At 52.8% G+C, this 24,489-nt stretch carries 20 protein-coding genes; 5 read left to right on the top strand and 15 right to left on the bottom strand.

Going from position 1 to position 24,489, the window contains the following annotated elements; all coding sequences use genetic code 11:
- Positions 1 to 296: 296 nt before the first annotated feature.
- The 12 genes from SAQUA_RS09660 to SAQUA_RS09605 form a co-directional block, all read right to left on the bottom strand.
- Positions 297 to 1,340 carry a mechanosensitive ion channel family protein gene (locus SAQUA_RS09660; protein WP_380672978.1) on the bottom strand — a complete coding sequence of 348 codons (1,044 nt, stop codon included), beginning with the start codon at positions 1,338 to 1,340 and terminating at the stop codon, positions 297 to 299.
- A gap of 61 nt (positions 1,341 to 1,401) precedes the next feature.
- On the bottom strand, positions 1,402 to 2,871 hold the full coding sequence (locus SAQUA_RS09655; RefSeq protein ID WP_380672976.1) for an amidohydrolase family protein: 1,470 nt from the start codon (positions 2,869 to 2,871) through the stop codon (positions 1,402 to 1,404).
- 160 nt (positions 2,872 to 3,031) lie between these two features.
- Positions 3,032 to 3,517: a flavin reductase gene (locus SAQUA_RS09650; protein WP_380673627.1), complete on the bottom strand. Its 486-nt coding sequence runs from the start codon at positions 3,515 to 3,517 to the stop codon at positions 3,032 to 3,034.
- A 9-nt stretch (positions 3,518 to 3,526) separates the two neighbouring features.
- Entirely contained in the window at positions 3,527 to 4,459 is a 933-nt protein-coding gene (locus tag SAQUA_RS09645; protein WP_380672974.1) for a PDR/VanB family oxidoreductase, read from the bottom strand.
- Between the two features lie 17 nt (positions 4,460 to 4,476).
- The gene (locus SAQUA_RS09640; protein WP_380672972.1) at positions 4,477 to 5,217 is read right to left on the bottom strand and encodes an SDR family NAD(P)-dependent oxidoreductase; all 741 of its coding nucleotides are present in this window, start codon (positions 5,215 to 5,217) and stop codon (positions 4,477 to 4,479) included.
- A 9-nt stretch (positions 5,218 to 5,226) separates the two neighbouring features.
- On the bottom strand, positions 5,227 to 5,709 hold the full coding sequence (locus SAQUA_RS09635; protein ID WP_380672970.1) for an aromatic-ring-hydroxylating dioxygenase subunit beta: 483 nt from the start codon (positions 5,707 to 5,709) through the stop codon (positions 5,227 to 5,229).
- On the bottom strand, positions 5,696 to 7,018 hold the full coding sequence (locus tag SAQUA_RS09630) for a Rieske 2Fe-2S domain-containing protein (protein ID WP_380672968.1): 1,323 nt from the start codon (positions 7,016 to 7,018) through the stop codon (positions 5,696 to 5,698). The genes SAQUA_RS09635 and SAQUA_RS09630 overlap by 14 nt, the downstream gene beginning before the upstream one ends.
- A complete protein-coding gene (locus SAQUA_RS09625) occupies positions 7,008 to 7,559 on the bottom strand; it encodes a nuclear transport factor 2 family protein (RefSeq protein WP_380672966.1) in 552 nt (183 codons plus the stop codon). The genes SAQUA_RS09630 and SAQUA_RS09625 overlap by 11 nt, the downstream gene beginning before the upstream one ends.
- Before the next feature lie 11 nt (positions 7,560 to 7,570).
- Positions 7,571 to 7,930 carry an IacB protein gene (locus tag SAQUA_RS09620; RefSeq protein WP_380672964.1) on the bottom strand — a complete coding sequence of 120 codons (360 nt, stop codon included), beginning with the start codon at positions 7,928 to 7,930 and terminating at the stop codon, positions 7,571 to 7,573.
- A gap of 23 nt (positions 7,931 to 7,953) precedes the next feature.
- Entirely contained in the window at positions 7,954 to 9,081 is a 1,128-nt protein-coding gene (locus SAQUA_RS09615; RefSeq protein ID WP_380672962.1) for an acyl-CoA dehydrogenase family protein, read from the bottom strand.
- A 112-nt stretch (positions 9,082 to 9,193) separates the two neighbouring features.
- Positions 9,194 to 10,318 carry an amidase gene (locus tag SAQUA_RS09610; RefSeq protein ID WP_380672960.1) on the bottom strand — a complete coding sequence of 375 codons (1,125 nt, stop codon included), beginning with the start codon at positions 10,316 to 10,318 and terminating at the stop codon, positions 9,194 to 9,196.
- A gap of 427 nt (positions 10,319 to 10,745) precedes the next feature.
- Positions 10,746 to 11,213, bottom strand: a complete 468-nt coding sequence (locus SAQUA_RS09605; protein WP_380673626.1) for a MarR family winged helix-turn-helix transcriptional regulator — start codon at positions 11,211 to 11,213, stop codon at positions 10,746 to 10,748.
- Between the two features lie 382 nt (positions 11,214 to 11,595).
- On the opposite strand from SAQUA_RS09605, the gene hpaX reads away from it, so the two are divergent.
- The 5 genes from hpaX to SAQUA_RS09580 all read left to right on the top strand — a co-directional run bounded on the left by hpaX (position 11,596) and on the right by SAQUA_RS09580 (position 19,611).
- The gene (gene hpaX, locus SAQUA_RS09600) at positions 11,596 to 12,984 is read left to right on the top strand and encodes a 4-hydroxyphenylacetate permease (RefSeq protein WP_380672958.1); all 1,389 of its coding nucleotides are present in this window, start codon (positions 11,596 to 11,598) and stop codon (positions 12,982 to 12,984) included.
- 283 nt (positions 12,985 to 13,267) lie between these two features.
- Positions 13,268 to 15,553, top strand: a complete 2,286-nt coding sequence (xdhA, locus tag SAQUA_RS09595; RefSeq protein ID WP_380672956.1) for a xanthine dehydrogenase molybdenum-binding subunit XdhA — start codon at positions 13,268 to 13,270, stop codon at positions 15,551 to 15,553.
- Positions 15,554 to 15,564: 11 nt separating this feature from the next.
- The gene (gene xdhB / locus SAQUA_RS09590; protein ID WP_380672954.1) at positions 15,565 to 16,443 is read left to right on the top strand and encodes a xanthine dehydrogenase FAD-binding subunit XdhB; all 879 of its coding nucleotides are present in this window, start codon (positions 15,565 to 15,567) and stop codon (positions 16,441 to 16,443) included.
- A complete protein-coding gene (gene xdhC, locus SAQUA_RS09585) occupies positions 16,440 to 16,913 on the top strand; it encodes a xanthine dehydrogenase iron sulfur-binding subunit XdhC (RefSeq protein ID WP_380672952.1) in 474 nt (157 codons plus the stop codon). Before xdhB ends, xdhC begins: the two co-directional genes overlap by 4 nt.
- Before the next feature lie 424 nt (positions 16,914 to 17,337).
- A complete protein-coding gene (locus SAQUA_RS09580; RefSeq protein ID WP_380672950.1) occupies positions 17,338 to 19,611 on the top strand; it encodes an ATP-binding cassette domain-containing protein in 2,274 nt (757 codons plus the stop codon).
- Between the two features lie 155 nt (positions 19,612 to 19,766).
- Here SAQUA_RS09580 and SAQUA_RS09575 read toward each other — a convergent pair whose 3' ends face one another.
- The 3 genes from SAQUA_RS09575 to SAQUA_RS09565 all read right to left on the bottom strand — a co-directional run bounded on the left by SAQUA_RS09575 (position 19,767) and on the right by SAQUA_RS09565 (position 24,434).
- Entirely contained in the window at positions 19,767 to 21,131 is a 1,365-nt protein-coding gene (locus tag SAQUA_RS09575) for an NCS2 family permease (RefSeq protein WP_380672948.1), read from the bottom strand.
- A 128-nt stretch (positions 21,132 to 21,259) separates the two neighbouring features.
- Positions 21,260 to 22,576: a guanine deaminase gene (guaD, locus tag SAQUA_RS09570; protein ID WP_380672946.1), complete on the bottom strand. Its 1,317-nt coding sequence runs from the start codon at positions 22,574 to 22,576 to the stop codon at positions 21,260 to 21,262.
- 442 nt (positions 22,577 to 23,018) lie between these two features.
- Positions 23,019 to 24,434, bottom strand: coding sequence for a nucleobase:cation symporter-2 family protein (locus tag SAQUA_RS09565; RefSeq protein WP_380672944.1), 1,416 nt, complete (start codon positions 24,432 to 24,434; stop codon positions 23,019 to 23,021).
- Positions 24,435 to 24,489 lie beyond the last annotated feature (55 nt).

Genomic DNA, 24,489 nt, shown 5'->3' with positions numbered 1-24,489 from the left:
CGGCCCCGAAGGGGCGAGGCCCGACATGGGCCGAGTAACGCAGCCAACAACCAAGCAATTTGAAGTATGAAGGGTATAGACCCAAAATAATTCGAGTTGCTGGTAGGCGGTAACATCACCAACTCTAGGTTGTGTCCCTTAACAGCACGCAAATGACCGCCAGCGGCGCTCGCGTGCAATTAAGGGACACAGCCTAATCTGGTAGAGATCGTGAAACTGTAATTGGCTTTAGGGGGCGGGCTTACCCGCCCCCTGGTTTAAAGCAATAGCCAGGCGGGGATAAGCTCTTGGCGTGATTAACCCTGTAAAGCGGCAGAAGCCATTTTTTGCTGCTGATTTTCAAAGTAAAGCGTACTACTCGGAAATGCGAAGTCAGCCCCATGCTGATGTACGATATCGATGATCTTTAAATAAACCTCTTGTTGTACCGCCAGCCAATCACTCCACACGGTGGTTTTTGTAAAACAGTAGATCATGATATTTAACGAGGAGTCACCGAACATATTGAAATAGACCAGAAGGGATTTATTCAAGTCGATATTTTCATCGGCCTTTAACATAGCCCGTATATCCCGGGTGATAGCCCCAATCTTGCTCGAATCCTCATAGCGTAAACCAATCGAGGTTTCGATACGACGATTGGCCATTCTTCCGGGATTTTCAACACTGATAGATGAAAATATAGAATTGGGAATATATAATGGCCGCTGGTCAAACGTTGTTATTCTGGTCATTCGCCAGCCAATCTCTGCAACGGTACCTTCAATATTTCTATCTGGTGACCTGATCCAATCACCGATATCAAAAGGGCGATCAAAATACAGCATAATGCCAGAGAAAAAATTACTGAGTATCTCTTTACCGGCCATGCCGATGGCAATACCACCAATACCGCCGAATGTCACTAACCCCGACACACTCATGCCAAAATGCTCGCCATACAGCAGCATCATTATCACAATAATGGTGACTTTCAGTATACGAGAAATAATGTGCGCAGTAATCAGATCTCGCCCCAGCTTAATCTGCTTCTTTTCCAATCGATTGATCATCAGGAATAGCTTCCTGATCAAGATCAATGAAATGATGGTGGTACAGAAAAAGTTAATGCTACTCGAAGAGATAAACGAAATCTTATACTGAACGACAAAAATTTCCGCATAGCCACCCAGGATAGTAATAATACAAACCCAGAGGACAAATTGAGCCAAGTGAACAATAAAACCAAACTTACCTCTTTCCCGTTCACGTTCATAAATAGCCAGCCCGATAACGCCAATAATACAGACCGCCAATATACTAACGCTTAGTATATTATTAGAGACAAACTCACTGTCCATGCACCCACCTTACATTTTCTCTATTTCTCGTACTGCCTATTAGGCGTATTGGCACAGGCAATTACGCTACTGATTTACCCACCAAGGTGTTTTTAAACATCTGCCCATCTTTCATGATGACTCGGAATGCGCTATCTGGCTGAGCCACCAATTGAATATCGCTCAGCGGATCGCCGTCTACCAGGATCAAATCGGCAAACGCGCCATTTTCTATCACACCCAGCTTGCTGGCATAAGGGTTCCTTGGCCCGGAAAGCGCGCAAAGTTCAGCATTAACGCTGGTCGCCATCTTCAGTATTTCAACCGGTGAATACCAGCGAACCAGTTTTGCGAGTTGCGCCCCCTGCCGAGTGGCAAGCTTGGCATCAAATAACGTGTCGGTCCCCCAAGCGGTCTTGATGTGGTATTTTTTTGCCAGCATGTAGGCCGTATCGGTACCGGCTACCATCTGCAGCTGCTTGGCTCGGGAAGCCGGGTTGCTCATCGGCACCGCATCCTCATCATCCAGGAAAGGTTGCAAGCTCCACCAGATATCTTTTTCCGCCATTAACTGAACCGTTGCCTCATCCACCATTTGCCCATGCTCGATGCACTTCACGCCGCCGGTGATCGCCATGGTAACGGCCCTTGCCGTGTAGGCGTGAACGGTGACATAGGTGCCCCAATTTTCCGCCGCCGTGACCGCCGCCTGGATCTCCGGCACCGATCCTTCCGTAACATCGAGAGCATCATACATAGAGGCAACGCCACCTCCCGCCATATACTTGAGCTGAGAGGCGCCTCTCATCAGTTGCTCTCTGGCGCGCAACAAGACTTTATCTGCCCCGTCGGCAATGGCCGTCATTCCGACTCTTTCTGCATAACTCAATGGATCGGCAGGCGCATGGGGCAGATCTCCTAACATGCGAAAGTCGCCATGGCCGCCGGTTTGGGTGATAAAGGCTCCCGAAGGGTAGATACGCGGGCCGGTAGCGATCTGTTCATCAATGGCACGCTTTAAACCAAACACCGGGCCGCCCATATCACGTACGGTAGTAAAACCGCGCATCAGCGTAGCCTTTGCCTCTGCAATAGCCAGCGCCTGAATATAGTTAAAATCTGCCGTCATCGCCGTCATCATTGATGGACGGGCCATAATCGCGTGCCAATGGGCGTCGATCAGCCCTGGCATCAGGACGCCACCAGCCCCGTCAATCACCTCTGCATCCGGCGGCAACACGCTATCCACTGGCTCGACAGACTTGATCTTGTTACCTTCCACTAATACTCGCAGCCCATCCCGCAGGTGGTCGGAGACACCATCAAAGATACGGACATTGATAAATACCGTCAGCCGAGCCGCTTTGGCTAGCCCAGTATGGACTTGCGCTTCAGCGCCAGGTAATGCCGCAGCGACAGTGGCCGCAGTAATTGGCGCAGCTTGCGCCGCATTTTGCGCAAGTAAGGTATTGATACGCTTAAAAGCAGGGCTATGGCAGAGACAGTAATCTGAGTGGGTATGCGGAGCCAGGATCAGTGGAGCATGGGGCATGAAGCTCTCCTTGAGAAGTTGTTATTCATGATAACCGTAATCATCATAGAACAACTTTTCTCGGAATTAACTAGGCTGTGTGCCTTAATTGTCCGTGGTGCCGTCGCAGACCCAAAAGCCCATGATCAAGGTGAAGGGCAGAGTGGCCCCTGCCCTGATGCTATTCCGCAACCAAATCATAGTAACGGCGGTTGAAGTATACCAATCCACGTGGGCTTTCACCGACCCGCACAGCCTTTACCTGGCAGTAAAATACCGTGTGGCTGCCGACTTCATGGAAATCATCAATCTCACAGTCAAAATTGGCCACGGCAGAACCCAGTACTGGCGCTCCGGTGCTTAAGGTTTGCCAACTGTCGTGGTTAAACCGCTGTTCAGAGCGCAGCGCTGCATTGGCAAAAACCCCTGACAGATCGCGGTGGTTACTGGAGAGCACATTCACACACAGCTTGCCATTCTGTTTGAAATGCAGATTGGCAAACGAGTTGCGATTCATACACACCAGCAAGGTTGGTGGCTGGTCAGTCACACTGCAAACCGCCGACGCAGTGAAACCATATTTCCCCGCAGGCCCGTCAGTGGTGATCACCGAAACGGCGCTCCCCAGTTGGGCCATGGCATTACGAAATTCAGTTTGTAACATCATCATATCCCCTTATAAATCGAGCACCAGGTGCGAGCCTTTCGCCCGTGAGCAACACAGCAAGATCAGATCGTTCGCCGCTTTCTCTTCATCCGTCAGATAGCTATCACGGTGATCGGGTTCTCCAGCCAACACATCGGTCAGGCAACTACCACAGATCCCCTGTTTGCAGGATAAGCAGACTTTCAGCCCGGCCTGTGCCAACGCTTCAGCAATGCTCTGATCGGGTTTGACGTGCACGCGCTGGCCACTGCTGGCAATGGTCACATCAAAAGCCGCACCCTGCGTTGCCACTTCGGCGGCAAAGTATTCCTGGTGGATCTGCTCGCGGCGATAACCCAAGCGACTTGCCTGCTGATTAACCTCATCCATCAGGCGTGCCGGACCGCAGACATAAACATGGGTGTTCTGCGGTACATCCGTCAGTATCGGGGCAAGCACCAAACGTCGCTCATCACTGAAATACAGTTGCACCCGGTTAGCATAGGGTGAGCGTTGCAAAGCTTCGGCAAATGCCGCCTGCTGACGAGTTCGGGCGCAATAGTGCAAGGTAAAAGAGCTGCCTGAAGCCAGCAGCGTCGCCGCCATAGCCAGCATTGGCGTAATGCCAATGCCACCGCCAATTAACAGGCTGTGGCTGGCTTTGTCGTCCAGCGCAAACAGATTACGCGGTTCCCCCACCTGCACCAGATCCCCTGGCTGCAAAGCATGGGCCGCCAGAGAGCCCCCCTGTGACTGTGGGGCTTTGAGTATCCCTAACTGATAGCGGTAGCAATCGGCTGGGTCGCTACACAAGGAGTATGGGCGTACCAGACCGTTGCCCAAATGCAGATCGAGATGCGCCCCAGCCTCAAAAGGGGGCAATTCCCCACCCTCTGGTCGGCTCAGCGTCAACAGCACAACATTACCCCGCAATTCCCGGTCAACCACCCGTAATAACAACATACCCACTCCTTCACGCTTCAGCGCATAAACAAGCCACCGTTGATGTCCCAGGTAGCGCCGGTGACAAATGCCGCTTGCGGTGAGGCCAACAACGCAACGGCTTGCGCAACAAACTCCGCATCGCCCAGTTTACCCACCGGTATCGCCGTTATCAGTTCCACTAACTTCTCTTCAGGCACCAGCGCATGGACCGCTGGCGAATCCATCGGCCCCGGAGCAATCGCATTGACCGTGACCCCAGATTTGCTCAACTCACGGGCAAACACCTTGGTCAGCGTCAGGATGCCGCCTTTCGAGGCGGCATAGTGCGCCCCTGACGCGGTGCCCCCATTCTGCCCCGCCAGCGAAGCCAGATTGATAATGCGGCCATAGCCCTGTGCGGCAAAATAGCGCCCAACCGTCTGGCAGCCGATAAAAGTACCGCGCAGGTTGGTGGTGATCACCCGGTCAAACTCATCCGGGCCGATCTCCATTACCGGCGTTGCTAAAGTCAACGCGGCGTTGTTGACCAACACTTCCAGGCTACCAAAGCGATCGATAGTGGCCGCCAGCGCCCGCTCAAAGTCTGGCTTATTGCGGATATCCAGCCCAAGGGCCAACACCCGCCCCTCGCCATTGTCCAGTTGCGCGGCAGCCCGCTGCGCCCGTTCAGCGTCAACGTCGGTCAACACCAGTTGATAGCCCTGCTGCAACAAACCTGTGGCGATAACATTGCCTAGACCACTGGCGGCCCCGGTCACTAATGCTGTCTGTTTCATGTTCACTCCTTACAGGATGTAGCCAATAGTATGCAGCGCGTCATCACTGTTAATCAGGCGGATCACCTTTTGCCGTATCTGCCACGTTTCCCCTTGCCGCCCCAACTGATAAGTAATATCGGCAGCATAGTTACGGCTACTACCTTTACGGTGTTCCCATAACGACTGGGCGCAGCGCACCACAACCACTTGCTCATCGGCCTCCAGCAGACGAAAACGAGAAAGCGTGCGCAACGTGCGGGCACGTGGCGTGGTAGAGATCGATTCACCGCTATTGAGCCGATGCACCCGCTTGGCCCGCATAGCGTGATCGTCATAGGCATAGTTAAGGCTGTTTTTAAAATCGGTTTCCTGTGGGTCTATCGGGATGACATACAGCCCTTCAGGCTGCCAAAGATCCAGCCAGGCAGCGAACTCGCCCTGGTCAAGCAGATCGCCTTCCAGATTAATCAGAGCGATTGCATCAAACAGCACGGCATTAGCGGTTTCCATCGGAGTTCTCCGTCATCAGTTTTTTCCACATCTGGTAAGCGGCACGCATGCCGGTTTCGGCGCTGACATCACTGAGCACACCGTCGGTGGTGGTTTTTTCACCGGCCAGACCACGATTGAGCATGATCCACAGGTTTTCACCCGCTGTAGCACCCCGCTGTACACGTTCCCAGGCCTCTGAGTCATCCGGTGTGCCAAACCCCATCGGCCCCTGAAAGTGTTCATGCATACGTAAACGGGCCTGGTTGGCAATTTCCGGTCCACCATCCATGGTGATCACCGCGTGATGGATTTCTGTCTCATTGACAGACAACGGCTGCAGCACGCGGAAAAATGCCATCGAACAGGCAATATTCGGGAAGATATTCAGGTTGAACCCGGTTCCCCCTACGGCACGTACGATGCGCCGTACCTGCTGTTCGTCGTGATCCTGGCGCAATGCCTGTGCCAGTTCGACAAAGCGGTCGGGGATCGGTGCCTCAAGATCGGCTTCAAGGTCTACCAGTTCAGGGATCATCACCATCACGCTGTGACCATTACCCAGATCTTCGACATAGCCGCTACCGCCGACAAAGTTGAGCATCTCTTCGGTCTGTTTATTCACCGAGCTCAAGAACGAACGATGTACCACCGGAAAATGGTAGCCATCGGTGGTATTTTCCAGTTGGATTTTCCAGTTACCGGGGAAACGAAAACGGTGTGCAGGACCGGTTTTTACCGGGTAACCTGCGCCCTGCTTCATAAACAGATCGATCCACTTTTTGGCCGCCCCCAGGTAGGCGTCTAATGGTTCAATCTGCTGATTGAAGGTGGCAAAGACCATTCCGCCGTATTGCTCGGTACGCAACTGCACCAACCCCAGCTCCCCTTTTTCCAACTGGTCGGCATAGCTTTCAGGGTGTGGCACACCACGCAAGCTCCCGTCCAGGGCATATCCCCAACCGTGATACGGGCAAACAAAGCTGTTGGTTTTGCCACTGCGATGCTCGCAAACCGTTGCAGCCCGGTGGCGACAGCGGTTGAGCAAAGTGTGGATTTCCCCCTTGCGATCGCGCACCACAATCACCGGCTGAGTAGCGATTTCCGTGGTTTTAAAGCTACCCGTGTCCGGTACTTCACTGACGTGAGCTACCCACACCCAGGTTTTGCTGAAGATCCGGTCCAGTTCCAATTCAAACAGTTCAGCCGAGGTATACAGCGAGGTATGAACCCGGTCAGCCTTCACCAATGCGCCAATCTCTACGTTGTCCGGCGCGGTATGGGGTGTGGCTGCCAGATTTTTAACCTGGATAGCGTTATTACAATTCATGGTTATTCTCCTGCACGGGTTCTAATAGCGGCTTTCTTTCAGGTACAGGCAATTTCGCTGTGCTGTTCCAGTGGTCCACCGGGCGGCTGAACAGGTTGCGGGTAGTAAAATGCGCTATCTGCATCGCAGAGCCTTCGCGCACAAACCAGGCAATAATCTCCGCCGCATTCAGGTGAGCGCCCCCGGCACTGAACGCTGAGGTTTGCAGCATCAGCCAACGGCCACGCAGCCGCCCTGGTTGTTCATGAGCGATTGCTTCAGAACACAGGAAGTGTGCATTCATGGCAAAGTGCGCGGGCTGACGCACATAGTGCTGCATCATCGTGACAATGGCCGAGCGCCCCCGATGAACGCCAAGCACGGCGGCATAAGGATCGCCAATGCCTTGCCAGCACGCCTGCTCAGTAAACAACTCACCGATGGCCTGCGCAGTGGCCGGGCTGTTGAGATCGTCACACAGGCGCATGTAATCACTGATGCATACCCGCACCGCTTGTTGATCTTCCAACTGCTGTAGCCGCTGAGCATCCTGTAAGTTCATTGCCACCTCCATCAGTGCTGGATAATCAGCTCACGGCCAATGCGAGCCTCGATCTTGCAGTACTTCCACAAGTTGTAGGTTCCATCCCCCACCGGGGTGGTGCGGAACAGGTTGCATACCGCGCTGACGCATTCGAGGGTGTCGGCATCAGCCAATACGTAGGTGGTCCAAGGCCAGCCCGGTGAAGGCCCGACCATAATCTGGTCGTCGTCCATATTGCCGATTACCCGGATACCCGGCGTTTCCGCCATTCCCTTCATCATCACGCCAAAGGCTTGCCATACCTGCTTAGCCTCCGGACCTGTGGCATCAAAAAAGTTCTGGTTTACGCCGATGCAAAACAGCACCCGCAAAGTGTTTACTTGGCTCATCGATAGTTCCTTTTCAGTAAAAATCACAAGTAACCCGGCAGCGGTTTACCGCCAAAAAACACCGTGCCGGCATTGATATAAGTGAGGTCGCCCATAAAAGCGTGCTGGGTAATCACCATGGTGTCGCGCACATAGCGCTGCAAAGGGCTGGTCAACACAATCCCGCCCATCCCATTGAGTGCCAACGCCTGGCGCGTCGCCTCCGCTGCCACCCGGGTAGCGTGCGTGGAGGACAAACGCAGCGCGTTGACCTGCTGGCAAGAAGCGTCGTCCCCCGCCAGCAGTGTTTGCCAGACTTCATCAATCGCCTCATAGAACCAGGCGCGAGCCGAGCGCAGCTCAGCCTCGCTACGGGCAATCTGCATCTGAGCCTGCTGCCGCTCTGCCAGGCGCGGCGCACCGGTTACAGATTGTTGCTTATGGGCAATAGCGTAAATTTCATTCAGCGCGGCCCGTGCAACGCCTAGCGCTACCACCGAGAGCACCTGCGTCGCCAGTGACAATGTCGGGTAGCGATACAGCGGCCCTTCCAGGTTAAGGGGTGCGCCGCGGATAAAGGTCCACTCCTGCGGGACAAACGCATCGTTGATCACCAGATCGTGGCTCCCTGTCCCCGCCAACCCCACGGTATTCCAGATGGGATCGATCTGGACACTGCTCGGCGGTAACACGGCTATGCGTGGCAGCGGCTGCCCCCCTTCAGGCATGATCCCCACACCAAACACCGAAGCCCCTAGGCAACCACTTGCAAAACTCCAGCGGCCAGTGACCCGGTAGCCACCCTCTACCTGTGACGCTCGTTGAGGAGGAAAAATCCCCCCGGCAAACACCACATCCGGGCCATCGCGATAAAGGAGTTTCAAGGTATCCAGTGGTAATGCCCCGAGATAGAACGGGTTCATGCCAAAGCTGGCTACCCAGCCTGCGGAACCATCGGCGGTCGAGATCTGTTCGATCAGTTCGCAAAACTGGGCCGGAGAACATTCGTCACCACCGAAAGCCTTAGGCACCAGCGCGCGGTAAACGCCAATCTGTTTAAAGCGCTGAACGATGTCTTCAGGGATATGACGTTGCTGCTCAAAATCGCTACTGCGGGCCGTAATGTCCCCTAACAGTGGGGCGATATCTTCACGGATGTGTAAGGCTGACATGGCTTCCTCCCGAGTTATTTTGCGGTTCGCGGGCAGCAGAGTGCCGCCACAGTGAGCCGTGCTTACTGAGTTTGTTGCTAGATTGAGGGTGGATCAGGTCTAGACTACAGCGTCAGCGATGCAGCCTGGCAAGCAGGTATCCCGCCGCCTCCACCAGCATCGCGTCGCGGCCTTTGCTGGCGACCAATTGCAGCGCAACCGGGCGGCCGTCAATCTCACCAAGCGGGATAGAGATCGCCGGATGTCCGCTCAGGTTGAACGGGCGTACTAGCCGCGTCATGCTTACCACCTTCAACGGGTCGCTGGCTTCTGATAACAACGGCGGCAGCTCAGGCAAGGTAGCCAACGCCAACAACGGCATGCTGGTCAGCAGAGTATCCAGGCGATCGCTAAAACTGCGGCGCACCTGTTCGGCCTTGGACAACTCGATGGAACTTACCGATCCACCCGCGCGAATACGGCTGGCAACGTCACTGGAGACCCCCCCCAGCTCAAGCAGTGAATGAAATGCTTGCCAGTTTTCATGGTTGATAATGGTGATCCCGGCAAGGTAGGCCTGTTCCATCTCTGGCAGCAAAACGGTATGTAACCTGGCTTCAGCTTGAATTAACCTCTGATGAATTAACGCATCAATACGCGGCGCGGCGGCGCTAATCAGCCCAATCGCAGGTAATGAGTGCAATGCCTCACCCGTTGGGATGGCTAAACGATCGAGAACTTCACGCAACACATTAGCCTCACGGGCAAACAACCCTACACAGTCCAGAGAACTGAACGGCGGCATGACACCTTGGCGGCTAAGCAGGCCGTAAGTCGGCTTCAAACCCAAAATACCGCAGCAGGCTGCTGGCATACGAACAGAACCGCCGGTATCGGTGCCGATGGCAAAATCCACCTCACCTGCCGCGACTACCGCCGCCGATCCGCTGGAAGAACCCCCAGGGATCAACTGCGGATACTGAGGGTTTAGCGGTGTCCCGCTCCAGGGATTAATTCCGGTGACGCCAAACGCCAGCTCATGCAGCGTGGTCTTGCCCGTCAGAACGCAGTGCTGATTTAACAGGGTAGCCACAATCTGTGCATGGCGTTGAGCCAGAGGAGCTGACGCCAGAGCCCGGCACCCCGCTTGCGTGGCATGGCCTGCAACGTCGAGCGTATCTTTCACCGCAAAGCGCAGGTCGCCTTGCCCTAGGGTAAATTTCTTAATGTAGGCATTGCTCTCACAGAAGTGGTTCATTATTTTTACCTTAATGACAAACAATGTATCTATTTAAAAAACAGTAATATGAGGCTAATGACAACGTGTTCTTAAACCCTTTGGGCCTGATGCAGGAAGAATGTTGCCTGCACCACACCTTAGGTAGCGATTTTCCAGCAACCAGGGTGAGTATATTTTTTGTTCTAATTGACGGTAGAGTCATCATGGCTGATTTAGATGAATATTCAAGTAATATTTCACATAAAAATTACAAGTTATTAACATTAATGTTAATGTGGTTAATGACTTATCGCTATGAATAAGCTAAAGAAATGGTTATTTTTTGACAAAAAAAGACCACCAGAGAAAACCCTGATGGTCCTTTGCCAAGTGTTGTATTTACAGTAACTTAATAGCCGTATCTCTACGTAGATCACAATTTTGCCATCACGCTCTCTAGCCGCGATCACAGCTCATTGAGATTACCCAACACGCGGCCCAGGGACAGATTCATTTTCTCTATCTGCGCCGCCGTCATGCCCTTGAATGCCTTTTCAAACACCTTCTGTGTCAGACGGAGCGCCTCTTCCACTTTAGCCTTGCCGGCTGGGGTGAGTGTCACCTCGGTAACGCGAGCATCCCGTTCACTACTGAGTGTGGTAACCAACCCATCGTCGCGCAGACGCCCGACGATTTTGGTGACCGTGGGCATTTTTGCCATCGCATATTCAGAAATCTGCGAGATGCTGGCCTTGCGATACTGGTGGGTGATCGCAAGTACTCGAAAACCGGAAACATCCAGTTGAACCTTCTTGAGTGTGACTTCCATGATTTGGGTATAACGCGCATAGACATTGACGATCCAGTAGAAAGGGAATTCTTCCCGGTGAAAAACGGGATCCTCATGCGGCTGACTATCAGGCGTTTTGCTCATCATTTTCCTTACTGAGGGAAGTGGTTGCGCAACGATTATAACTGCTTATGTTAAGCCCCTATAGCACTACACTGAACCGATGTGTGACGCTTCCCTCGATGACTCACTTACGGTGGCCGAACATCGCACAAAATTGATACAAAAATGCAACATAGTTAACACTTCTGTATCATTTCTGAAAAACTTGTTGCTTGCCGAAACCATTCCTTCCTATAAGTGAGCCAAGCTCCAGCGCCGATCCTGGCAGAGCGATCCACCGATAACCGGCGGCAAGCACTTACAATAACGGCTACTTTTGTTTTTATTATCATGATATTAGAGCATTAACTCACGTGCCTGCCCTGGTTCCCCAATACCTATAAACGTTTTATGCGGAGTCATCATGAACGGTAGCCCTATTGCTGAACCAATACAGCATGACCCACCAGGTTGTTCAGCGGCGGACAGCGCCAAGCTCAATGCCCGCCAACAGGCCGTCATCAACAAGCTATTTCGTCGGCTGCTGGTGTTTTTATTTATTCTGTTTGTGTTCTCTTATCTGGATCGCATCAACATTGGTTTTGCCGGTCTGACCATGGGCAAAGATCTGGGCCTGACCAGTACCATGTTCGGCCTGGCTACTACCCTGTTTTACGTGATGTATGTGATTTGCGGCATCCCCAGTAACATCATGCTGGGCATCGTCGGCGCAAGGCGCTGGATAGCCATCATCATGGTGATATGGGGCGTGGCTTCTACCGCGACCATGTTTGCTACTGGTCCTAACAGCCTGTATGTATTGAGAATGCTGGTGGGTATTGCAGAGGCCGGTTTTTTACCCGGATTACTGCTGTATTTAACCTACTGGTTCCCCGCCTATTATCGTGCCAGAGCCAACGCGCTGTTTATGATTGCCATGCCGGTGACCATGGCGCTGGGATCGCTGGCTTCCGGTTACATTCTGAGTATGGATGGTCTGCTGGATCTTCGCGGCTGGCAGTGGTTGTTCCTGCTGGAGGGATTCCCCTCGGTGCTGTTGGGAGCCGTCGTGTGGTTCTATCTGGATGACAGCCCGGCCAAGGCCAAATGGTTAACCGATGACGACAAAGCCTGCCTGCAGGAGATGATGGAAGCAGACAAGTTGAGCCTGGTACAACCCCAGGGCAGCACCAGCTATACCGCACTGCAGCACGGCAGCATGTGGCGTGAGTTGTTTACCCCGGTGATTTTGTTATACACCCTGGCTTACTTCTGCCTTACCAACACCCTGAGTGCCCTGAGCGTGTGGACGCCACTGATTTTGCAGAGTTTTAACCAAAGCAGTAGCAATATCACCATCGGTTTTCTCAGCGCGGTCCCGCAGGTTTGTACCATTATCGGTATGATCTGGTGGAGTAAGCGTTCAGACCGCAAGCAAGAGCGCAAGGTTCATACCCTGCTCCCCTATCTGTTTGCTGCGGCTGGATGGATGTTCACGGCGCTTAGCACCCACAGCATGTTGCAGTTGCTGGGAATTATTATGGCGTCCACGGGGGCATTTGCCGCCATGGCAATCTTCTGGACCACGCCAGATCAATCCATCAGCTTCCGTGCCCGGGCTATCGGTATCGCGGTGATCAACGCCACAGGCATGAGCGGTGCGGCACTAGGCCCACTGTTGATGGGCTGGCTCAAAGATGTCACCGGGAGTTTTAATGCCGGTATCTATCTGGTCGCCGGTTTTCTGGTGCTGGGTGCGTTAGTGATCTCTTTCATTCCCATGAAAGGCAGCCGCCCGAGAGCGACACCATAAATCCCCTCTTGGCCCCCTAAACTGGTTTCAGTGTGGGGGGCATTTGGGCTATCAACCTGATAATCGCCTCTATCAGAATGATAAATTTATCCCCACAGGTATCCTCTGCCACCGCTTGCCCCGCCCCCCCAACATTACTTTGATCACGGAAAAATCAACCGCTGTTAATACAAATAGGATTTCTCTCACGAAATGCACATTCTCCCGGTTTATCAACCTACTGTGGCGTATAAGTTGCAGATCTTTCAGGTCGCGACTTTATTCTCTCACCAAGGAGGCCACTATGCCTTTAGGAGCGTCGCTTAAACGCGTAGATGCCGAAGCAAAAGTCACTGGTCGGGCCCGGTATACCGACGATTTGAGCATGCCAGGAATGCGTTATGCCAAGTATGTCCGCAGCCCCATAGCCCATGGCCTGGTCACACGTATAGATACTGAGAAAGCCCTGCAACTGCCGGGGGTGGAAGCCATCTTTACCTATCAGGATGTTCCACAGCACGGTTTCCCCACTGCAGGCCATGCCTGGTCGCTGGATGCCAATAAGCTCGACGTGGCGGATAAACAACTGTTGACCGGCCATGTCCGGCACCACGGTGATGGTGTGGCCATCGTCGTGGCCTGCGATCTGCTGACGGCAGAAAAAGCCGCCATGCTGGTTGAAGTGGAATATCAGGAGTTGCCGGTAATGACCACTGCGGCAACGGCATTAGCTACAGGTGCCCCACTGCTGCACGGTGGTGAAAGCAATCTGCTCAAGCAGCACACATTAAAGGGGGGCGATCCTGATGCCGTGCTGGCAGAGGCCGATATTCGGATTGAAGGCCAATACCAAACGCAAGTCGTGCAACACTGCCATCTGGAAGGCGTGATCTCCTATGCGTATATGGATCAGATGGAGCGGATAGTGATTGTCTCCAGCACCCAGATCCCACACATTGTGCGTCGGGTGGTGGCGCAGGCGCTAGACCGCCCGTGGTCCTCAATCCGGGTGATCAAACCCTACATTGGCGGTGGATTCGGCAATAAACAGGATGTACTCGAAGAGCCAATGTGCGCATTTCTGACCTGGAAACTGGGCGGTGTGCCAGTCAAGGTTGAACTGAGCCGTGAAGAGTGTTTTCTGGCGACGCGAACCCGGCACTCTTTTGCCGTAACCGGTCAAATTGCGTTAACCCGTGATGGCACCCTGCAGGCCTGTAGCCTGGATGTCCTTTCCAACACCGGCGCTTATGCCTCCCACGGCCATTCCATCGCCTCCGCAGGCGGCAACAAGATCGCCTATTTATACCCACGCGTCGCCTTTGGTTACCAAGCCGCGACTTACTACTCCAATCTGCCTAACGCCGGTGCCATGCGCGGCTATGGTGCCCCACAGGTGACGTTTGCCCTGGAATGCATGATAGACGAGGCTGCCGCCCAGTTGGGGATGGACCCTCTCGAACTGCGGATCAAAAACGTCGCCCGACAGGGGGATATCAATCCGCTAAATCACAAGGAAATCAAGAGTGCCGGGATCCTGGAATGCCTGCTGAAAGGCCGGGAGCTGTTTGACTGGGATAACCGGCGTGCCGCTTGCCTGAATCAGAGTGGCCCAATCCGCCGTGGCGTTGGCGTGGCTTGCCTCAGCTATGCCTCCAACACTTATCCGGTCGGGGTGGAAATCGCCAGTGCCCGGCTGCTGCTCAATCAGGACGGTACCATCCACCTGCAAGTGGGTGCCACGGAAATTGGCCAAGGCTCAGATACCGTATTCGCCCAAATGGCCGCGCAAACCGTGGGCGTTCCCTTCTCCTCGATTTATGTCATTTCGACGCAGGATACCGACATCACCGCTTACGATCCCGGTGCCTTTGCCTCACGGCAAAGCTATGTTACTGCCCCAGCGATTTACCAGGCAGCCACCGAACTGCGGGAAAAAATCATCAAGCATGCCGCCTTTATGTGTGGGCAAGCGGAGTGGGCGCTAGAGGTTGTTGATGGCAATGTGGTGCTCAAACACCGGCCAGAGAAAGTGCTGTTATCGGTGAAAGAGGTCTCCATGAGCGCCCATTACCATCAGGAAGTCGGCGGGCAGATCATCGCCGAAGTCTCGTGCAAAACCCGCAGCAATCCGCCAGCATTTGGCTGCACCTTTGTCGATCTCACCGTCGATATCCCGCTATGCAAAGTCACCATCAACAAGATTATCAATCTGCATGACTCCGGGCAGATCCTTAACCCGCAGTTAGCCGAGGGGCAAGTGCACGGCGGCATGGGGATGGGCATCGGCTGGACACTGTTCGAAGAGATGATTATCGACGAGAAAAGCGGCATCGTGCGCAACAATAATCTGCTGGATTATAAATTCCCCACCATTCTCGATCTGCCCGATCTGGACTGCGCGTTTATCGAAACCTATGAACCACAATCGGCCTATGGGCATAAGGCCTTGGGTGAACCACCGCTGATTTCTCCCGCTCCGGCAATCCGTAACGCTATCTGGATGGCAACCGGCGTGAAAATCGATGAATTACCGCTGACACCGAAAACACTTTACCAGCACTTTGCACTGGCGGGTTTGGTCGAGTAACAGGAGAACCTATGTACGATATCGCGCAATATTATCGGGCAACCAGTATAGAAGATGCCGTGCTGCAATTAACCGCCGATCCTCAGGCCAGGTTGATTGCTGGTGGTACCGATGTATTGATCCAGCTTCATCATATGAACAGCAAGTACCGTCATTTAGTGGATATTCACGATCTGCCCGCACTGAGCGGCATCAGTTTACTGCCCGATGGCACGTTGCGGATCGGCAGTGGCACCACATTCAGCCAGATTATCGACTCCCCGCTGATACAGCGCCACCTTCCGGTACTGGCAGAGGCTGCCGCCACTATCGCTGGGCCTCAGGTACGTAACATGGCTACGCTCGGTGGCAATATCTGCAATGGGGCTACCAGCGCCGATTCTGCCTCTCCTTGCGTGGTTATGGAAGCCGAGCTGGAAATTGCCACCGTTGAAGGGCCGCGCCACACGCCAATACACGGGTTTCATACCGGCCCCGGTAAAGTCGCACTGGGGCAAAATGAGCTGGCAGTCGCGTTTCTGTTCCGGCCCCAACACTATCAGGGCTATGGTGCCAGCTATTACAAATATGCCATGCGCGACGCGATGGACATCGCCACCATCGGTTGTGCCGCCGCCTGCAAGATCGAAGGTGGACGCTTCAGCTCGGTGAAAATTGCTTTTGGCGTGGCTGCGCCAACGCCGATCCGTGCGCCCCACGCCGAAGCCGCCGCCCGTGGCCGCCCTTTTACTGCGCAAACCCTCAAGGCGGTGCAGGAGGCGGTGATGCAAGACGTTTTGCCACGCTCTTCCTGGCGTGCCAGCAAAGAGTTTCGTTTGCAGATTATCCGTACGCTGGCGGAACGCGTACTAATCCAAGCGGCCCAACGCGCCGGAGGAGAGTTATCATGATGATCAACTGCACCATCAATGGCCGGGCGTATCAGTTTAGGGTAGATCCCCGCATGTCGCTGATGGAGCTCCTGCGTCAGCAAGGGTTTAACAGCGTCAAACAGGGGTGTAGCGTCGGGGAGTGCGGTGCCTGTACCGTGTTGATCGATGATATCGCCACCGATACCTGTATTTATCTGGCCATTTGGGCCGATGGTAAAGCGATCCGTACCACGGAAGGCGAAGTGAAGAACGGGCAGCTTTCCGCCGTGCAACAGGCCTACGTTGCTATGGGCGCCGTGCAATGTGGTTTCTGTACACCGGGCCTGGTGATGACCAGTACCTCGATGGTGGAACGCTTTCGCGGCAAACGCCTCACCGAGCAGGAGATCCGCCGGGGGTTGTCCGGCAATCTGTGCCGTTGTACCGGTTATACGTCGATCGTGCGGGCGGTACAAAAGGCACAATTACTGGATGAGGGGGAGAAATAATTCACCGCCTGATGGGATGGCCGTGTTTTTACTCCATGTTTCGGTTTAGGTGGATACCTCATCCCGCTACCACAGGAAGCGGCAAATCAGTCTGTTGAGCTCAACCGGACTCAACAGGCTCCCTCCCCACTCTCTTGCACCCGATAAGCACTGGCTAAATGACTTCTTTTCGGTCTATCATCGCTGAGCGCCCCCCACCGAAATCAACAACTATTTTGGGGCTAAAATCAGAAAGCCATACCTATCCCATCAACCGTTCGAAAACATCGATACGGTCAACCCCACCGTCGGGCAAGGACTTTATCTTAGGCTCCCCGCAATTTGGTGCACGACTATCACTCTATCGACGGCGTTAGCCTTGGTTGGATGCGCTATTTTGAGTTTACTGTTACTGCGTTCGAGCAGGGCTAAAAGGAAAACGCTAATGAATATTAGAACGTGTGAAGCCATGCGAATCTGTGGGGCGAGACAGAGCAATCTAAAAAATATCAGCCTATTAATACCAAAAAATAAAATTACGGTATTTACCGGCGTTTCTGGCTCCGGGAAAAGCTCACTGGTATTTGGAACTATTGCGGCTGAATCTCAACGACAGCTAAATGATACATTCCCCCCCTTCATCCGCCATCGCTTGCCTCACTATGGGCAACCCGATGTCGATGAAATACATAATCTCTCAGTGGCGATTATCATTGACCAAAAACGTATCGGCGGGAATGCGCGCTCAACGGTCGGCACTGCATCAGATATTTATACATTGCTCCGGCTACTTTTCTCACGCGTGGGCACACCTTTTGTTGGTTATTCTAATATCTTTTCATTTAACCACCCATCGGGAATGTGCCCAGATTGTGATGGCCTCGGTGTGACCAGCACACTGGATATCAATAAATTGTTAGATGAAACCCGATCTCTGAATGATGGGGCAATTGATTATTCCTCCTTTGCTCCCGGCACCTGGCGCTGGAAGCGCTATACGTATTCTGGTTTATTCGATCCCGATAAAAAAATTGCAGACTATTCAGACGAGGAAAAAGAACTGTTGCTCTACGGCGATAATATTACGCCAAAGACACCTCGGCCTGGGTGGCCGAAAAGTGCGAAATTTGAAGGAGTAATTCCGCGTTTTACACGTAGCTATCTGAGAAAAGAAAATAAAGAAGCCAAAAATGACGAGTTTCAAAAAATCGTCTCGCTGCAAGTATGCCCTAGCTGCCATGGCGTGCGGCTAAACCAGAAAATCCTCTCCTGCAGAATAGAAAATAAAAATATTGGAGAGTGCGCTGTAATGCCTGTCACTGAGCTGAAAAAATTTATTAATCGGCTCTCTTTCCCTGCGGTAAAGCCACTCCTTGTGGCTTTGGATGAAAGGCTCGAGGCAATGTGCGCTGTCGGTTTAGGTTATCTCGATTTGAACCGTTCCACCCCAACCCTATCTGGTGGAGAATCACAGAGATTAAAAATGGTCAGGCATCTTGGCAGTAGCCTGACAGGGATTTCCTACATTATTGATGAACCCAGTACCGGGCTTCATCCTGCGGATATTGCCAAGTTAAACACATTAATCAAGCAACTGCGTGATAAAGGAAATACCATTCTGATGGTAGAGCACGATCCCGATATGATTGCGATAGCGGATCACATTGTTGACATGGGGCCTGGGGCTGGTTCGCAAGGGGGTAATATCGTCTTCCAGGGCGATCTGGCTGGTTTGCGCAAGGCGAATACTTTAACAGCGAAATACTTCTCTCGTCCGGCAATCATCAATATGCATCCCAGGCCGCCCAAAGGAAAAATTGCGATCAAAAACGCAACATTGCATAACTTACAGAATTTGTCCGTCGATATTCCTTTGAACGTTATTGTCGCGGTCACTGGTGTTGCCGGTTCAGGGAAAAGCTCTCTGGTGACCGGAGTCTTAGCAATATGTTGTCCAAATGCGATAGTTATTGACCAAAAACCGGTACATACCTCCAAGCGCTCCCATGTTGCCTCATGGAGCGGGGCCTTCGATACTATCCGGGCGTTATTTGCAGCCAAGAATCATACCAGCGCGTCATGGTTTAGTGCTAATGCGCAGGGAGCTTGCCCTGAATGTAAAGGGCTTGGCATTATCCAGACCGACCTGGCCTTCATGGATACCGTCAATCTTCCTTGCGAATCATGCCAAGGGCAACGGTACAACGCTAACGCTCTGCAATATCTGTGGCAAGGTAAAAATATAGCAAAAGTGTTAAGCATGTCGGTGGATGAAGCCATCACCTTCTTCAATGATGAACAGCCATTGCTGCATATTTTTAGCCACCTGAAACAGGTTGGGTTAGGCTATTTAAGACTGGGAGAGTCGCTGGACCATCTCTCAGGCGGTGAAAGCCAACGCCTTAAGCTGGCTTCAAGCCTTAACAGGCAAGGCGATATTTATATTTTTGATGAACCTACCACCGGTTTACATCCTAGCGATGTCGCAACCCTGATCGTTTTATTCAATCGCTTAGTCGCGCAAGATAATTCAGTCATTATTATCGAGCACAATATGGAGCTGATAGCCCAGGCTGACTGGATTATTGATATCGGACCATTAGCAGGAAAAAAAGGTGGAAAACTTCTCTTTAGCGGCACACCCGAAGCAATGCTTTCATGCCATAACTCGTTGACCGCGCAATGGTTAAGAAATCATTACCAGCCTCAACAAATATGATATCGGTTGGGACAATCAGTATGCTGCTGGCAATAACGCTACACATAAACATTATTAGTAATAGCTCTGGTCGCCACTATGCCGCTACTGGGTACAGGGGACTGGCTTGCCCCGGTACCCAGGTATGTATCAGCGACAATCCACTGACTTAACCATCAGATTGCCCAACCGCCGGCATAAAATGCCACTAGCGCGATAGCGATAAGCACCGTACCAATGTTCAGCTTTCGCCACTCATTTGAGCAGACTCGGCCAATCACCAGAGTGCTGAACCCCAGCATAATGCCGGTGACGATGTTACAAGTCAGCACGATAAATACCGCGCAGATCAAACCCGACATCGCATCTACAAAGTCGTCGAAATCCAGTTTTCCGACATTACTCAACATCAGCAGGCCGACGTACATCAGCGCTGGGGCAGTCGCATATCCCGGCACCAGATACGATAACGGCGACAGGAACAGCATCAGCAGGAACAGGATCCCGACCACTGCTGCGGTCACTCCAGTTTTGCCCCCTGCCGCCGTACCCGCCGCAGACTCAATATAGACCGCAGCCGGCGAGGCGCCCACTAGCGCGGAAAACATGCTGCTCATGGAGTCCGTGGTCAAAGCGCGGGCACCGTTGATGATCTGCCCATCCTTGTCCAGCAGGTTGGCCTGCCCGGCTACCGCCCGAATGGTGCCGGTGGCATCAAACACCGCCGTCATTACCAGTGCCAACACGCTTGGCAATACCAGCGGATTGAGCGCACCTTTAATGTCCAGGCTGAAAATCAACGATTGACCATCCGCCCCGGTGAGACTCGGCAGCGCGAATAGCCCCTGATATTTTACATTAGGGTCAAAAATCAGGCCAACGATGGAAATGCCGATAATGACCAATAAAATCCCGCCGGGTACGCGCAGTTTTTCCAAACCAAGGATCACCGCCAGCCCAAGCAACGACATCATTACTGGGAAAGACGCAAACGCTCCTAACGCCACCGGCAAGCCTTCCAGCGGGTTTTTGATCACCAGGCCAACGCCATTGGCGGCTATCAGCAGCAAAAACAGCCCGATGCCAATCCCGGTACCATGAGCAATGCCCATTGGCAGGTTACGCAGGATCCACGAACGCACGCCGGTCACTGAAATCGCAGTAAACAACAACCCCATCAGGAAGATAGCCCCTAATGCCACCGGAATGCTGATCTGCTGGCCAAGCACCAGACTGAAAGCGGTGAACGCCGTTAAAGAGATAGCACAACCAATCGCCATTGGCAGGTTTGCCCATAGGCCCATAACCAGCGAACCCACTCCCGCAACCAGGCAGGTGGCAACAAACACCGCAGCGGGAGGGAAACCGGCCTTGCCCAGCATGCCGGGAACGACGATAACCGAATAGACCATTGCCAGAAAGGTGGTCAGCCCTGCCAACACTTCCTGCCTTACGCTGCTGCCACGCTCGGTAATTTTAAAATACGCATCTATCGAACCGGCAGCTTTCTCTGACGTCACCTGTGACAAATTATTAGACATAGTTATGCCCTCTGAAAGTTTACACTCACACACCCTTGTTACCAGGCATTACAGCGCTGGCTTGGAGCCTGGTTGCAATGCCAGCCGTTCCGGGTAAGGCCACTCCTGGCAAATTGTGGTGCACTTCTTTACGTCCGTTCATACACCAACCGGCCATCAACATAAGTGCGATATATCGACCGGTCATCCCCTAGCGTCATCATGACAAACAGCTTATCCATCAATGTTTTTGAGTTGTCGTACCGTAGTTGTTGCAATGGTGTGGCGGTGGGTTCGAGCACCACGAAGTCAGCCTCTTTACCCACGTTAAAGTTACCAATGGTGTTTGCCAGCCCCAGCGCATCGGCCCCGCCCAGCGTGGCCAGATAAAATGCCTCGTAGGCCGACAGGCGATAGCCTTGCAGTTGCATGATCTTGTAGGCTTCGTTCAGCGTCTGCAGCATGTTGAAAGTGGTCCCGGCACCGATGTCGGTACCCATTCCCACCTTGACCCTTTTCTGCCAGGCTTTGGAAAGATTGAACAAACCGCTGCCAAGGTAGAGGTTAGAGGTCGGGCAAAAGGCGATGGAGGAATCGGTTTCACGCAGGCAATTCCACTCGTCCTCTTCCAAATGGATGCAGTGAGCAAATACGCTTTTTCTGCCGGTCAGGCCATAATGATGGTAAACATCGAGATAGTTTTTACGTTCTGGGAACAGCGCCTTCACCCAGGCAATCTCATCTTTGTTTTCCGACAAGTGGGTATGCAGGTAGGTATCCGGATATTCCTGACGCAAACGCTGCACCATTGCCAACTGTTCGGGTGATGAGGTAGGCGCAAAGCGCGGAGTAATGGCATACAGCAAACGGCCATTCTTGTGCCAGCGTTCAATCAACGCTTTGCTCTGGGTGTAACTACTTTCTGGCGTATCCAGCAGATAGTCTGGCGCGTTTCTGTCCATCATCACTTTGCCAGCAATCATGCGCATATTGATATGGCGGGCAGACTCAAACAGGGCTTCTACCGATTCGGGGTGAACGGTACCGAAAACCAGTGCGGTAGTGGTGCCATTACGCAACAGTTGCTTGATAAAAAAGGCCGACATTTCACGGGCGTATTCAAGATCGTTATAGCGTTTCTCCGCCGGGAAAGTATGTTTGTTCAGCCAGTCCAGCAACTGCTCGCCATAGGCACCCACCATTTCACACTGCGGATAATGGATGTGGGTATCGACAAAGCCCGGAACGATCATTTTGCCGCTATAATCGCGCACCCGGATGCTATCCGGTATCTGATGATGGCCCTCTTCCCATGAGCCAAACCACGCTACGTGCCCGTCACGGATCAACAATAATCCGTCTTTGATAAAACGCAGACTGCTTTCTATTTCCTCTGGGCACTGCACGGTGTGGGTAATATCAAGAAAATTCCCCCGCACCGCCTTGATTGATTGTTCACACTCCATATTGATCTTCCTTTTAAAATAAACTGAAGACGTTAGGCTGTATCCCTCAATTGCCCGTGGTGCCGTCGCAGCCCCAAAAGCCCGTTATCAAGGCGGAGGGCGAAGGGCAGAGTGGCCCTCTGTTCAAGCCCGACAACACAGAAAACGGGCTTTTGGGGCGCGACCCTTCGGGCTGGGGCCATTTGCGCGCATTGCTGCGTTATTCGCCGCTTATTTGGTCCACCAAACCTCGCAGCTCACGCCTTGCCCTGCGCGCAAATGACCACCAGCGGCGCTCACGTGCAATTGAGGGACACAGCCTAGCCTCAAACTGCTGACAAACCCCGTTATTAGGGAGAGCCTGCCGATGGGGTCGTAACGGCGTAAGCCGTCGGAGCGCCCCTCGCTGCGCTAGGCCCGGGTATCTCGGGTTAGAAGGCGACTTAGTCATCAACCTCAGACGTTAGTCTGTCTCTCTCTCCGCCGATCTCACATTCAACTCAGTGGCTTCTACGCTATGGCTTTCAGTCTTATTCAGCGGTATCAGCAAATTCAGAAAAATAGCCGTCAGCCCGCCAGCACAGATCGGGTTTTCAACCAGGACATAAATTGATGCGGGTAAAACGCGGAATACTTCTGGATCGTAAGAAACACCGAGTCCCAAACCCAAGGAGGTGGCAACAATAATGGTTTCCCGGCGATTTAATCCGTTGGAAATAATGATGCGTATCCCGGCGATGGCAATCATTGAAAACATCAGCGTCATCGCACCACCCAGTACAGGCGCGGGAATAGTAGTGAAAAAGCGGCCAATGACCGGGAATAGCCCGAGAATAACCAGGATCACGGCGATAAATTTACCGACATGGCGCGAGGCAACGCCGGTCATTTGGATCACCCCGTTGTTTTGCGCAAATGTCGTCAGCGGCAAAGAGCCCAACATGGTGGCAATCACCGAAACCAAGCCATCGGCCAATACGCCACCGCTCAGGCGCGAGGTGTATTCCTCCCCTTTAATTGGCCGGTTGGATACCATGGCGGTGGCCGTAATATCCCCCACGGCTTCCAATACGCTCAGCAGATAGATAGTGCCCGCCACCAGAAAGGCGTGCAGATCAAAAGTGAATCCATACTTGAAGGGAACAGGAACCGTGACAAGCGGCAGGTTCTGCATAACCGAGAAATCGACCATGCCTAGGCAAAGCGCCACCACATAACCAACGATGATCCCAATGGCGATCCCGCCCATACGCAACAGCGCATTTTGGCAACAGTTGAATCCAATCACCACCAGCAATACCAGCAGACCAATGCCAATACTTTGGTAGTTGCCAAAGGTGCCACTACTCTTCGCGGAAAAACCGCCGCCGAAATCAATAATGCCGACTTTTATCAGGCTCAAGCCGATCATTAACACGACGATGCCGCTCACCGTTGGTGTAATGACCCGATGCAGATAGGGCAGAATAAATGAGGAACCCACCACCAGAAATGCGCCGACAAAAGAGACGCCCAGCAAGGTGGACATTATCGCCTCCACATGCAGGCCGTCGCCTTTCATGGTGCTACCCAGCGCAATCATCACGGTGACAAAAGAAAAGTTAACCGATTGAATAGACAATAAACCGGAGCCGACGCGCCCATAGCGATTTACCTGGAGCCAGGTACCAATGCCAGAAGCAATCATCGCCATAGAAACCAGATAGGCCGTTATTTCTGCCGGGAGCGACAGCGCGGTACCAACAATTAATGCCGGCGCCACCATGGGAACAAAAATAGCCAACAAATGGGTAATTGCACTAATAACACTTTGGTTAAACGGTGGCTTATCATCAACTTGATAAATAAGATCGCTATTCTCGGTATGTATATCAGACATCTCTTTACTCCCTTCCAGTAAATTTGATCATCTGATTCAATAAATACGCGTTAAC

The sequence above is a fragment of the Serratia aquatilis genome (assembly GCF_044865145.1).
Taxonomy (GTDB): Bacteria; Pseudomonadota; Gammaproteobacteria; order Enterobacterales; family Enterobacteriaceae; genus Chania; species Chania aquatilis.
The sequence above is the reverse complement of the archived record's forward strand: the minus strand, read 5'-3'. Positions and strand labels throughout refer to the sequence as shown.